Raw genomic sequence first — 13,182 nt, forward strand, 5'->3', positions numbered from 1 at the left:
CGTCATTGGCCCCGCAAAACACAACGGGATGCGCCCCTAGACAAGGAGCAAGTGAGCGTGGAGTCCACCAACCGCCCCGGCGACGTTCAGGGCCCTGGTACCTCGTTCTCCCGGGGAATCCGCCCCTCGCGCCGCACGGTGTTGGGCCTCGGCTCCATCGCCATGGCGGGGCTGGTCGGCTGCACGAAGGCCACGACACCCGAAGAACTGCCCACCGCTGCACCTCCCTCGACGTCGATCGTGAAGAACCTGGAAATACGGTTCGGCACCCCCGCGGCACCGGCCATCCTGGATCCGGCCCTCGCCTCGGATAACGAATCCTTCCGGGTCACCCGACAAATCTTCGAATCCCTGATCAGCGTTGACCCGGATACCGGGGCCCCCACCCCGGGGTTGGCCACCGAGTGGAAGATCAGCAAAGACGGACTCACCTACACCTTCACCTTGCGCGACGGGGTTTCCTTCCACGACGGCACGGAGTTCAATGCCGATGCCGTCGTTCACAACTTCGAACGATGGGCCAACCTTCCCCAGGATCTCGGAGGAAAGGTCGGTCAGGCTTTCGAATCGGTCTTCCACCACACCGAGGTGCAGCCGGCCGGGGACACCGGCATTGCGCAGGACTCCCAGGCGGCCACCCAATCCATGCTGCGCTCCCCCAACGTCCTCGGTGGGTTGAAGCTGACCAAGGATTCCGGCAAGGACTCGGCTCCGAAGGACAAGTTCGAGACGGTGACGGCCAGTTACTACGACAGTTGCCGCGCCGTGGACTCCCACACGTTCGTGTTGAAATTGACCAAACCGATCACTGGTTTGATCGATGCCCTGACTCTCCCGGGTTTCGGCATCGCTTCCCCCTCCGCGCTCCGCAAGTACAAGGCCGACGAGGCGAAGAAGGATGCTTCGGGCAGTCTCAGCACCGGTTTCAGCCGGCATCCGGTCGGCACCGGCCCCTACCTCTTTGATGAAGCAGAAGCTGAATCGGTCACCGTGGTCGCCAACGAGGACTACTGGCGACACAGTACGCAGATCGGCTGGGCGACCTTTGCCGTGCTGCGGGATCCCTCCTCGCGTTTGCAGTCCCTGCGGAGGCAGAAGATCGCCGCCTATGACATGGTCACCGTCGGCGAGTTGCGTGAGCTTGTTCGTGAGGGCCAGCAGATCCTGCAGCGTGACCCGTTCTCCATCCTGTATTTGGGGATGAACCAGTCCAACCCCTTGCTGGCGGATCGAAAGATCCGTCAAGCAGTGGCGCACGCCGTGAACCGGCAAGAGCTCATCCAAAAGTTTTTCATCTCCGGGACGAAGGAAGCACGGAGTTTCGTACCGCCGAGCCTCGGGGTGCCCGACGGCCAGACCTACTTCGGCTATGACGTCCCCAAGGCCAAATCCTTGCTGAAGAGCTCCTCATACGACGGCGAGCCGATCCCCTTCACCTATCCGTTGAATGTCACCCGCGCCTACCTGCCGATGCCCGAACGGATCTATGCCGAAATCAGCGCTCAGTTGACCGCCGTAGGTTTCAACATCAAGCCGTACCCGATCGATTGGGAAGACGGCTATATGGACAATGTCGTCAACGGACGGCGTCCCGGCTTCCACCTGTTGGGCTGGAACGGCGGCTACCGGGATCCGGACAACTTCATCGGTACCCTCTTTGGCACCACGTCACCGGAATTCGGTTACGACGCCCCGAAGGTGCGCGCAAAGATCGTCAAGGCGCGTTCGATGCCCAACGGGGACCCACGGGCCACCACCTATCAGCAGATCGGCGAGCAGCTGGCGAAAGATCTGCCCGCCCTTCCGCTGGCTTACCCGATTTCCGCCGTCGCGGCCGACGATTCGGTCATGCATTACCCCACCAGTCCCACCCTGGACGAGCCCTTTGACCGGGTGAGGCTCGCCACCTAGGGCGGCTCAGGGAACCCCCTGATTTCATGGCGGTGATCTGACCGCGCTAACCTTGGCTTAAGCCACCAGAGTCGTCGGATGGAGAATCCTGTGCCGAGCCAAACCACCTCATCGAACGTTGATATTGCCCTGATCGGCGGTGGGGTCATGAGTGCAACGCTGGGAACGCTCATCAAACAGCTGGAACCCAGCTGGGATATCGCCCTGTTCGAGAACCTTGATCAGGCGGGCCAGGAAGCCTCCGACCCGTGGAATAACGCGGGTACCGGCCACTCGGCACTGTGCGAACTGAACTACTCCCCACTCGGCGCCGATGGCAAGGTCAACCCCGCCAAGGCAGTGGGCATCAACGAACAGTGGCAGGTCTCCCGCCAGTTCTACTCCCATCTGGTGGACCAGAAGCGGATTTCCACTCCCAGCTCCTTCATCAACCCGCTGCCGCATATGAGCTTCGTCCACGGCTCCGACAGCGCCGACTACCTCCAGAAGCGTTACGACTCGCTGCGCACCCAGCCGCTCTTTGAGCAGATGGAGCATACCGAGGATCTCGCCACCATCGCCGAATGGGCTCCGCTCGTGGCCGAAGGCCGCAACCCCGGCGAACGGGTTTCCGCTTCCCGAGTTCTGGGCGGCACCGACGTCGACTTCGGCTCGCTGACCCGCCAGCTGGTTGCCAACTTGGGTGAGGACGGGGTCGATCTGAACTTTGGCCATAAGGTCACCGGGCTGGAACGCAACGGCGCCGGCTGGACGCTGACCGTGAAGAACAGGGCCACCGGGGACAAGCAGACCGTGAACGCAAAGTTTGTGTTCGTCGGTGCCGGTGGCGGCGCCCTGCACCTGCTCCAGGCCGCCGGCATCCCCGAGGCCCATGGCTTCGGTGGTTTCCCGGTCTCCGGACAGTTCCTGCGCAGCACCAACGAAGATGTCATTTCCCGCCATCATGCCAAGGTCTACGGCCAGGCGTCCGTGGGCGCCCCGCCGATGTCTGTCCCACACCTGGACACGCGCTTCGTCAACGGCAAGCGTTCGCTCATGTTCGGCCCGTACGGCGGATTCTCACCCAAGTTCTTGAAGTCGGGTTCCTACCTGGACCTGGTCGCCTCGGTTCGTCCCGGTAACCTCATCCCGATGCTCGCCGTTGCCAAGGACAACCTCGGCCTGGTGAAGTACCTGGTCACCGAGGTCCTCAAGAGCCGCGAGGCCAAGAACGAGGCCCTGCGCGAGTACTACCCCAATGCCTCGGGAGACGGCTGGGAACTGATCACCGCCGGCCAGCGCGTACAGGTCATCAAGAAGGATAAGAAGCGTGGCGGTATCCTGCAGTTCGGTACCGAAGTCATCACCAGTGCCGACGGCTCGATCTCGGGGCTGTTGGGCGCCTCCCCGGGCGCTTCGACCGCTGCACCGATCATGATCGAGGTCCTGCGTCGCTGCTTCCCGCAGAACTTCGCCGGCTGGGAATCCAAGCTCACCGAGATCGTCCCCAGCTTCGGGGTCAAGCTCAACGAGAACCCCGACCTGCTCGCCGAGGTCACCGCGGCAACGAATAAGTCGCTCGCGCTCACATAGGTTGTCGGTGTTTTCAACGGTGGGACGGGTCAGACCCGTCCCACCGTTCGTTAACGGCAGACCCTTTCACCGCGTCGCCACACCATCGGGCCCCGGGACACGGGAATACCCAAGAGATGACTGATGTTCTTATATGCAAATGCATATATCTTCTGACATACTGAAGGTCGGATCCACGAAGGAGCACCATGGAAATCGGCGTCTTTTCGGTTAGTGACATCACGGCCGACCCCACCACCGGTCAGCTGCCGACCGAGCATGAACGCATTACCGCGATGGTGGCGATCGCGCGGAAGGTCGAAGAGATCGGGATGGATGTCTTCGCCATCGGCGAGCATCACAACCCACCGTTCTTCTCGTCTTCGCCCACCACCGAGCTGGCCTATATTGCCGCCCACACCGAACACATCACCCTCTCCACGGCCACGACGCTGATCACCACCAACGATCCGGTGAAGATTGCCGAAGATTTCGCGATGCTCCAACATCTATCCGGAGGCCGCACGGATCTGGTCCTGGGGCGAGGGAACACCGCCCCGGTCTATCCCTGGTTCGGGAAGAGCTCGGCGGATGCGGTGGAACTGACCGTGGAGAACTACCACCTGCTGCGCCGGCTCTGGGACGAAGAGAACGTTTCCTGGTCCGGTAAGCACCGCACGGCGCTACAGAACTTCACCTCCACTCCCCGCCCGTTGGATTCCGTTGCCCCCTTCGTCTGGCACGGTTCGATCCGCACACCCGAGGTTGCCGAAATTGCCGCCTATTACGGTGACGGGTTCTTCGCCAACAACATCTTCTGGCCCAAGGAGCACTACCAGGAACTGATCGGCCTCTACCGTCAGCGCTTCGAACACTATGGTCATGGCCGGGCCGATCAGGCCTATGTGGGTCTCGGCGGTCAGTTCTACCTGGCAGAGAACTCCCAGGATGCCGTGGCACAGTTCCGTCCCTACTTCGACAACGCCCCGGTTTATGGCCATGGGCCCTCCCTGGAGGACTTCACGTCCCAGACCCCGCTGACCGTGGGCAGCCCGCAGCAAATGATCGAGAAGACGCTCACGTTCCAGGAGTACTTCGGGGACTACCACCGTCAGCTCTTCCTCGTCGATCACGCCGGCCTGCCGCTGAAAACCGTGCTGAACCAGTTGGACCTGTTCGGCGAACGGGTGCTGCCCGAGCTGCGTGCCGAATACGCCAAACGCAAACCCGCAGACCACCCCGAACCCCCGACCCACGCCAACCTGCTGGCTGCTCGGCGGGCAGGCATCAAGCCGGCCACCGCCCGCAACGAGGTCCCGGTGCCTGAGAAGACCCCCGCGGAGTCCCATGTCTAGGCCCGCCACCCTCCGTGAGACCACCCAGGCCTGGGAGTCCTTGTTCCGGGCCCAGGTGACCATCATGCGACGACTCCAACGCCATCCGGCGTTCAAACGGTTGACGATGCGCGAATACGACGTGCTGGTCACCCTCGAACGCTGCCCCGAGGGTGGGATCCGTTTGGGTGAGCTCAACGAGAACGTCCTGCTCAGCCAGCCGAGCCTGAGCCGGATGGTTGACCGGCTCGAGGCCAAGGGTTTCATCGCCCGTGCCGCCGACCCGCAGGACCAGCGCGCGATGCGGCTCTGGCTGACCGAGGCCGGCAGCACCATCCAACGCGAGATCGGCCGCGAACATGTCCGCCATATCCACGAGGTGTTGGGCTCCGCCCTGGACGTGACCGAATTCGCGGAACTGACCCGGCTGACCCGCAAACTCGGCGCCTCGGTCCAGGCCAGGGACTGAGGGCAGGCGGCGACCGGTCGGGACCGGGGGTGAAGCGTCCTTAGAATGGTGGGATGAGCGCCCACCTCGTGGCCAAGGACCTCTCCGGAGGCCATGCCCACCGCACCCTGTTTTCGGATCTGAACTTCACCGTTGCGCCCGGCGACGTGGTGGGGGTGGTCGGCGCCAACGGGGCCGGTAAATCCACGCTGCTGCGCCTGCTCGCCGGCCTCGACACCCCCCAGGGCGGATCGGTGGCCGCATCCCCGCAGGGGGCCTTCATTGGCTGGCTGCCCCAGGAGCACGAACGCCTCCGGGGAGAAAGCATCGCCGCCTATCTGGACCGACGGACCGGTTGTGCGCAGGCCACCGCGGACATGGAATCCAGTGCAGAGGCACTCGGTTCCGGCATCCGCGGCGCCGACGACGCGTACTCCGCGGCCTTCGACCATTGGATGGCGTCCGGCGCAGCCGATCTCGAGGACCGAATCGCCCCGGTGCTGGCCGAACTGGGCCTGCTGGTGGACCCCACGACCTTGATGACGTCGCTCTCCGGCGGTCAGGCGGCACGAGTAGGGCTGGCGGCGCTACTGCTGAGCCGCTTCGACCTGGTCCTCCTCGACGAACCCACCAACGACCTGGACCTGGCCGGACTGGAACGGTTGGAGGCCTTCGTGCGGGGGCTGCGCACCGGCGTCGTGCTGGTGTCCCACGACCGCGAATTCCTCTCCCGCTGTGTGACCCGGATCGTGGAACTGGATCTGCCGCAGCAGAAGGTCTCGGTCTACGACGGCGGCTATGACGCCTATCTCGCCGAACGCGAGGTCGCCCGCCGTCATGCCCGCGAAGCCTACGACGAGTTCGCCGAGAAGAAGTCGGATCTGGTCTCCCGGGCCAGGACCCAACGCGAATGGTCCTCCCAGGGGGTACGCAATGCGATGCGCAAGGCACCCGACAACGACAAGATTCGTCGTCGGGCCAGCGCCGAGTCGTCGGAGAAGCAGGCGCAGAAGGTCAGACAGATGGAGTCGCGCATCGCCCGGCTGGACGAGGTGGAGGAGCCGCGCAAGGAATGGGTGCTGCAGTTCTCCATCGGCGCCGCCCCCCGCTCCTCCTCGGTGGTGGCCACGCTCAACGACGTGGTACTCACCCAGGGGTCCTTCACCTTCGGGCCGGCCTCGCTCCAGGTCAATGCCGGGGACCGGATCGGTATCACCGGGCCCAACGGTGCAGGAAAGTCCACACTGTTGCGCCTGCTCTTGGGATCCACCGCCCCCGAGTCGGGGACGGCGTCGCTGGGTGCCAGCGTGGCGATCGGCGAAATCGACCAGGCCCGCGGGCAGCTGGACGAGTCCCTGGACTTGGGGGCAGCCTTCGAACGGGTGGTCCCGGAGATGGGGTCCGGGCAGATCAGGACCCTCCTGGCCAAATTCGGTTTAAAGGCCGATCAGACGGCCAGCCTGGTGGGCGACCTCTCCCCCGGCGAAAGGACCCGGGCGTCACTGGCACTCCTGCAGGCCCGCGGGGTGAACCTGCTGGTCCTGGACGAACCGACCAACCATCTGGACCTGGCAGCCATCGAACAACTCGAGGAGGCGTTGGAGTCCTACAGCGGGGCGCTCCTGCTGGTCACCCACGACCGCCGGCTCCTGGAGAACGTGAGTCTGGACCAACGCTGGAGCGTGGAGAACGGGCGGGTCGGCGTCGAAGTCGCCCGCTAGCCTGCGTGCCAGCGGATAGCATGAAGGGGTGATCTCTCCCGACGCAGGACTGCAAAGCCCCAACGCCGCACAAGCTCCGACCAGCACGACCGGCACGACCGGCACGACCCCGGATCGTACTGAATTTCGGGCGCCGGTCCTCCTGCGGGGACGAATTCCCCATCTGCCCGGCCTCACGCGTGCCGGCGATTTCCTCGCCCTCCTCACCCCGCAGCCCGTGGCGCAGGTCGGCCCTCGGTCGTTCTCCTTGGATGGCGCCGCGATCTGCGGCGAACGGGTGTTGATCAATAGCTCCGACGTGGCGGCAGTGATCCCGGGCTCAGTTGTCTCGGGTGACGCGACGAGTCTGGCCAACTGGTGGTCAACCAACATCGCGAACCCCTCATGTTTGTTCATGATCGACGAGCACACGCAAGAGGCCTTATGTCTTCCGGACCCCCTCGGCGGTTCGCTGGTCTTCCACTATTCAGCGGGAGGTACCGAATTCATCTCGAGTGACATCGTTTCACTGATCCGCGCTGCCAATGCTGCCGGCAGCTTTCCCTCCAAGAGCGTCGATTATCAGCTCGAACGCCTCGTGCTCGGCAACGGTGGCCTGACCCCCTCCAGCTACGACGGTGTCGACAGGCTCGACCTCTTCACCTATTGGGAGTTGGACCCCAGCGGCGCCCGGAGGCGCGAGTATGCGTTGGCCGAAGAGATGCGTAGCCCGGAAGTGTCCTACGTTCAGGGGCTTGAACGCGTCCGCAGGCGTGTTCTGGAATCTGTCGTGGCCATTTCCAAAATGCCCAGCGAGTTCCGCGTCGCCCACCTCACCGGTGGTTTCGATTCACGGCTCGTCCTGGCGGCCATGGTCGAGGCCGGTTGCACTGACCGATTCAGCTTCTTCTGCTCCGGGCCGGAGGGCACGACAGATCGGCAAATTGCCGATGGACTCGCTGGGGTCTTCAACCTCCAGCGGACGCTCAATGGAGGCCTCACCGCGGCGCCGGCCTCCGGCGTTCATGAACGGTTGCTGGCCCCCTTGTTCTACAGCGGTGGCATGACCTCCACCGGACCGACGGGTCGTGAACTAACTTCCTCGGTGGTCGCCGCAGGCGGCGGCTATGGGGAAGTACTCAGGACGTTCTACGGGCCCCGATTCAGGAATCTTGACGAGAGTGGATTCACGGGACTCGATTTGATGAATAGCATGGTCCCCCACGTTCCAGACCGGAAGAAGATCTATACCAGTGCGGCGGAGAAAAGCATCGGCACCCGCCTGCACCAAGAGTGGATGAAACTGTCGACCAGTGGTGTACCCACCGATTTCATCGGCGACGCGATGTACTCCCAAGTACGGAACCGCTACCACATCGGGCAGAATTCGGTTCTGTGGAGCCGGATTGGATCACGTCTGGACCCGCTCTACTCCGTGGATGCCTACCGGCTGGCCAGTTCGATCCCGTTAGAGGCCCGAGAAGCAAACGTGATCGGCTTCGACCTCATGGATACTTTCGCCGGTGATCTCAAGGCATATCCCTTCGACAGGAACAGGTTTTCCTCGGCCTACGGTTCCATGCGCCGCGTCCCGTCTCCAAAGTCCTGGGGCAATGGAGCAAACCTTCGCAAGCCCACACGGTTTCAGGCACCCTTCGCGGAGGGAGACGTCCTTCCCGCTCACTTGGAAAACCTCGAGGTCCCCGAGCCAACAGTTACCGCGGAGCAGCGTAAGGAATTCGTCGCCACCGCGAATCGAATCGGCGTGAACTACTGGCAGGTATCGACTCTGACCGCAGCGCAGAAAGCTCTGAGTACCGCTATGGAAAAGAACGATAGCACCCAGTTCACGGACGCCTTGGATGGTGAATACCTCACGAAATTGGCCACGACAAAGCTGGCCAGACGCCAAGAGATCCGTGACGTCTACTCGGCCTTGGGCCTAATGGCTTGGCTGAGCAGCTGATCCGCCCGGTAGGCGCCGCCAGCGGTTAGTAGTGTCCCGGGTGGCGGCGCTTGGTCATCCCGATGACCCCGAAGATCACCATGACGAGACCGACAATAACGCCGAGCCAGAGCGGGGTATGGGTCTGGTCCACGAAGGGGTTCTGCACCAGCACTGCTGAGATCCCGTAGATCGCCATGATCACGATTCCCAGCACAAACCAGACGATGCCCGTGCGGTCACGGCTCTTCGTTGTCGTATTATTCGTTGCCATGGCAGGCTCCCTTCCACCAGTGGAAGAGGCGGCCGGCTGATCCGGGAGTCTCTTCGTCATGCCATTCGGAGCCGTCACCGCACCTAGGTGCGTGGGTCGGTAGTGGTTTGATGCCGGCCGGCGTTTCGTTGGAATATCACTCAGGGGATCGAGGCGGAATGATCCAGCTTGTGAGTCCGGCCGGTCATGGTCGCGGGCGTTCCCATGGTGCCGTTTTCAGCGCCTAATCAAGGGCTCCGGAAGCGCCTGCGTGGCCCCTGCCTACCGGTCAGGTGGCCGGATTGGCCCGGTATCCGTGCAGTTTCATCAGATTGTGGCAGGCTGCGATCAGCTTCCACTCACTGGCGGCCTGCTCCAAACCTCGCAACAGGACGTGCTTGCCCTGGCGGGTGTGGATCTGCCCGAAGACCGGTTCCACGATGGCCTTGCGCCTGGCGTAGGCCTTCCTGCCCGGGATGGTCTTCAGCTTACGCGCCATCCGTTCGCCGACGGTTGCGTTGGCGGGGATCCTGCCCCGGGGTGCCTCCGGGATCGGGGTGGAGTGCTTTATGCGCCGGGTGGAGATCAGGAACTCGGTGCCGTGTCCCTCTTGCAGGTTGCGGGCGTGTTCGAGGTTCGCCTTCGAGCAATACCCGGCATCGGCGAGCAACTGCCTGGGCATCGCCCCCAGGTTCTCCGACACCTGTTCGGCCATCGGTGCCAGCTGTCCGTAGTCGTTGGCCGCCTGGTTCATCTCGGCGGCGACGATGACCTGGTGGCCGGCATCGACCACGGCCTGGCCGTTGTAGCAGTAGTGGTAGGACCCGTCGGCGGTCTTCATGATCCGTGCATCCGGATCCGTGAAGTTTCGCTGCGCCGTCGGCTTCGGCACCGTCCTTTCGGCGGCTTTGGCCCCGGCCCCGGTGATGTCGTCATCGTCGTCCCCACGATCCCTCGCCTTCGCTTCCGCGTCGTCACGGGCCTTCTGGGCGGCTTCGGCCTCGATCGATTCCCTCGCGACCTGCATCGCTGCGGCCCGGCGTTCGCGGTTCGCCAGCTCCGCGGGCAGCTCGTCGCCGCGCTTCCCGACCCCGAATCGGGCATCCTCCTGCTCATCCACGGTCTTCGCTTCGGCCATCAGGTCGCTGATCTCATCGGCAAGGACCTTCTGCTTGGTCGTCAGCCTCGCGTAGGACATGGCCTTGTGCCGGGAGGCATTGGCCCGGACCTTCGTCCCGTCCAAGGCGACTTGGCCCAGCTTGAGCATCCCCGCGGCCCGGCAGAGTTCCAGGGCCTGCAGGAACACGTTCGCCAACGCGGCCAGGTGGCGTTCGCGGAAGCGACCAATCGAGCGGAAATCCGGGGCCTGCTGGGCGGCCAACCAGCGGAAGGCCACCACATCGGTGCAGGCCTTCTCCAACTCACGCGAGGACCTCACCCCGACGCAGTAGCCGTAGAGCACGATGCGCAGCATCAATCGCGGCTCGTAGGGCGGCTGGCCCTTGGCATTGCGATAGGAATCATAGAACCGGTCCAGATCCAGCTCATGGTCCACGAGCTCGGCGATGAACCGCGCCAGGTGGTTGGCCGGCAACCACTCATCCAACGAAGGCGGCACCAGCATCACCGCGTTCGGCTCGAACGCCTTGAATCGCTTGCGGGCCCCGCCGTTGGCATCCATCCGGTCATCGACAGCAGGCTCAATCCGCTCGACGAGGGACTCATCGAACAAGCCATCAGGGCCGGGAGAACTGGTATCCATACCCCCAATTCTCCCAGCCGCCGGGTAGAAGGACCGGCTATTGCATCGGCGTTTTAAAGTTCGGGCGCCGCATTACTGACCCACGCACCTAGGGTGCGGTGACGGTCGATACTTTTAAACTACGCCTCCGAGGTGGGTGCGGCAACGTGGGGGCCTGCGTCGGTCACCGTTTGCACCGCCGCGATGACGGCGCGGGCCGCTGTGGTCAGTTGCACCTCGGTGGTCTCGGCCGTGAAGCTCAACCGGACGGCGGTGCGGGCCAGATCGGGGTCCAGCCCCAACCCCAGCAGAACCGGTGAGGGTTCGGCGGATCCGGCGGCGCAGGCCGACCCCGAGGAACAGATGATGCCGCGCCGTTCCAGTTCCAGCAGGACCGTTTCCCCGTTGGCCCCGGGGAAGGTGAAGGAGACGATGCCCGGCACCCGCTGCTGGCGGTCTCCGGTGAGCACCGCGGCCTCCTCCCCGGGGCGCCTTCCGGTGTTGAGCCCTTCCAAGACGGTGTCGATCAGATAGTTTGCCTTGGCTCGGGAGTCCTCGAAGCCCGCCACCGCCTCGGTGGCCAACCGTAGTGCGGTAGCCGTGGACACGGCGCCGGCCACGTTTTCGGTTCCCGAACGGCGTCCGCGTTCCTGCCCGCCACCGTGCAGTCCAGGTTCCACGGCAAGTTTCCCGCGGATCATGGCCAGCCCGGCCCCCTTCATCCCCCCGAGCTTATGACCCGAGACGCTGAGGGCGTCCAGGTGCTGGGCCAGTTCAGCAAGGGGCAACCAGCTGGCGGCCTGGACGACGTCGCTATGCATCAGCGCTCCGACGGCTCGGGCGGCGGCCGAAATCTCGGCCAGGGGTTGGATGGTCCCGATTTCGTTATTGACCGCCATGACCGTGACCAGCGTCGTGTCCTCGCGCAGCAGCCCCGAGAGCACCGCGGGATCCACCAGTCCCTCGGAGCCCACGGGGACGACGTCGATGCTGAACCCGTGGTGACGGTGCAGGTAGTCGCAGGCTTCACGAACCGAGGAATGTTCGATGGCGGAGCGCACCACGTGCCTGCCGCGCGGGTTGGCCAGGGCCAGACCAATGATCGCCAGGTTGTTCGCCTCGGTGCCGCCCGAGGTGAACACGATGTCCCCGGTGCGCACCCCCAGGGTGCTGGCCGCCGTCGTGCGGGCATAGGTCAGGGCCCGGGCAGCGGTCTCCCCGAGAGAGTGGGTGCTGGAGGGGTTACCGAAATCGCGGGCCATCAGCGGCCAGATCAGTTCGAGGATTTCCTGCTTCACCGGTGTGGTGGCTGCGGCGTCGAGGTAGATCACGTCCGCACCGTTCCCTGCCCTGCCACGGCGTCGGCAGCGGCGGTGGTGGCTGCGGCGCCGCCGATGCGGATATCGAGCCCCAGGTCCAGGGACCTGACCGAATGGGTGAGCGCACCGGAGGAGATGACGTCGACCCCGGTGGCTGCCAGTTCGGCGACGGTTTCCAACGTGACGTTCCCCGAGGCCTCCACATAGGCGGCCCCGTTGATGCGGCGGACCCCTTCGATGAGGTCGGCCGGGGTGAAGTTATCGAGCATGATCGTATCCACCCCGGCGTTCAGCACCGCGTCGAGCTGGTCGAGCCCATCAATTTCCACCTCGAAGTGCACCGTATGCCCCAGTCGGGCACGGGCCGCACGCAGGGCCGCCGTCAGCTCGGCACCGGTACCCAGCAGGGCCAGATGGTTGTCCTTGGCCATCACTGCCTCGGAGAGCGACCCACGGTGGTTATGCCCACCGCCGCAACGCACCGCATAGCGTTCCAGGGCGCGCAGCCCGGGGGTGGTTTTGCGGGTGTCGGCGATCCTCGCCGACGTCCCTACGGCGGCGTCGACGAAGGCTCGGGTGAGGGTGGCGATCCCCGAGAGGCGTTGGAGCAGGTTCAACGCGACGCGTTCACCGGCAAGCACCGAACGGGCCGACCCACTGACGGTGGCCAGGACGTCTCCGGCGGCAAAGGGCTGCCCATCGGCGAGCGCGAGGTCCACGGTGAGGGCCGGGTCGGTCAAGACCATGGTGGTGGCGAAGACCCCCAGGCCGCTGGCAATGCCCGGTTCCCTGGCGATCACGTCGGCGATGGCCGTGGCATCTGCGGGCAGCAGCACATTGCCGGTCAGGTCGCCGGTGGGGTTGTCTTCGGCGAGCGCGGCTTCGACGATGTTCTCCACGACGCGTTGCGGCACGGGCATCGGTTCGGTCACGGCGACTGAAGGGGCCGCGGGGGTGGGTCCGTGGTGCACAGTGGTCAT

General features: G+C 64.4%; 10 protein-coding genes. 6 read left to right on the forward strand and 4 right to left on the reverse strand.

All coding sequences use genetic code 11. The features are described 5' to 3' along the window. The first annotated feature begins 57 nt into the window (after positions 1-57). The 6 genes from AC3ZI9_RS09340 (at position 58) to AC3ZI9_RS09365 (ending at position 8,910) form a co-directional block, all read left to right on the forward strand. Complete coding sequence (locus AC3ZI9_RS09340) at positions 58-1,911, forward strand: ABC transporter substrate-binding protein (protein WP_489923535.1); 1,854 nt, start codon at positions 58-60, stop codon at positions 1,909-1,911. A 78-nt stretch (positions 1,912-1,989) separates the two neighbouring features. After that, the gene (locus AC3ZI9_RS09345; RefSeq protein ID WP_245806665.1) at positions 1,990-3,483 is read left to right on the forward strand and encodes a malate:quinone oxidoreductase; all 1,494 of its coding nucleotides are present in this window, start codon (positions 1,990-1,992) and stop codon (positions 3,481-3,483) included. A gap of 188 nt (positions 3,484-3,671) precedes the next feature. Beyond that, positions 3,672-4,817: an LLM class flavin-dependent oxidoreductase gene (locus tag AC3ZI9_RS09350; protein ID WP_086998527.1), complete on the forward strand. Its 1,146-nt coding sequence runs from the start codon at positions 3,672-3,674 to the stop codon at positions 4,815-4,817. Further along, positions 4,810-5,265 carry a MarR family winged helix-turn-helix transcriptional regulator gene (locus AC3ZI9_RS09355; RefSeq protein ID WP_086998524.1) on the forward strand — a complete coding sequence of 152 codons (456 nt, stop codon included), beginning with the start codon at positions 4,810-4,812 and terminating at the stop codon, positions 5,263-5,265. Before AC3ZI9_RS09350 ends, AC3ZI9_RS09355 begins: the two co-directional genes overlap by 8 nt. A gap of 53 nt (positions 5,266-5,318) precedes the next feature. Beyond that, positions 5,319-6,965, forward strand: coding sequence for an ABC-F family ATP-binding cassette domain-containing protein (locus AC3ZI9_RS09360; protein ID WP_086998521.1), 1,647 nt, complete (start codon positions 5,319-5,321; stop codon positions 6,963-6,965). 28 nt (positions 6,966-6,993) lie between these two features. Further along, a complete protein-coding gene (locus AC3ZI9_RS09365; RefSeq protein WP_441392348.1) occupies positions 6,994-8,910 on the forward strand; it encodes a hypothetical protein in 1,917 nt (638 codons plus the stop codon). 25 nt (positions 8,911-8,935) lie between these two features. Here the strand turns inward: AC3ZI9_RS09365 and AC3ZI9_RS09370 are convergent, their stop codons facing one another. The 4 genes from AC3ZI9_RS09370 to nadC all read right to left on the reverse strand — a co-directional run bounded on the left by AC3ZI9_RS09370 (position 8,936) and on the right by nadC (position 13,182). Then, positions 8,936-9,163, reverse strand: coding sequence for a hypothetical protein (locus AC3ZI9_RS09370; protein ID WP_086998515.1), 228 nt, complete (start codon positions 9,161-9,163; stop codon positions 8,936-8,938). 268 nt (positions 9,164-9,431) lie between these two features. After that, entirely contained in the window at positions 9,432-10,823 is a 1,392-nt protein-coding gene (locus AC3ZI9_RS09375; protein ID WP_489924034.1) for an IS1182 family transposase, read from the reverse strand. A 200-nt stretch (positions 10,824-11,023) separates the two neighbouring features. After that, positions 11,024-12,214 carry a cysteine desulfurase family protein gene (locus AC3ZI9_RS09380; RefSeq protein ID WP_489923536.1) on the reverse strand — a complete coding sequence of 397 codons (1,191 nt, stop codon included), beginning with the start codon at positions 12,212-12,214 and terminating at the stop codon, positions 11,024-11,026. Further along, on the reverse strand, positions 12,211-13,182 hold the full coding sequence (nadC, locus tag AC3ZI9_RS09385; RefSeq protein ID WP_489923537.1) for a carboxylating nicotinate-nucleotide diphosphorylase: 972 nt from the start codon (positions 13,180-13,182) through the stop codon (positions 12,211-12,213). The genes AC3ZI9_RS09380 and nadC overlap by 4 nt, the downstream gene beginning before the upstream one ends.

This window comes from Arthrobacter sp. AOP36-F1-5 (assembly GCF_058137995.1).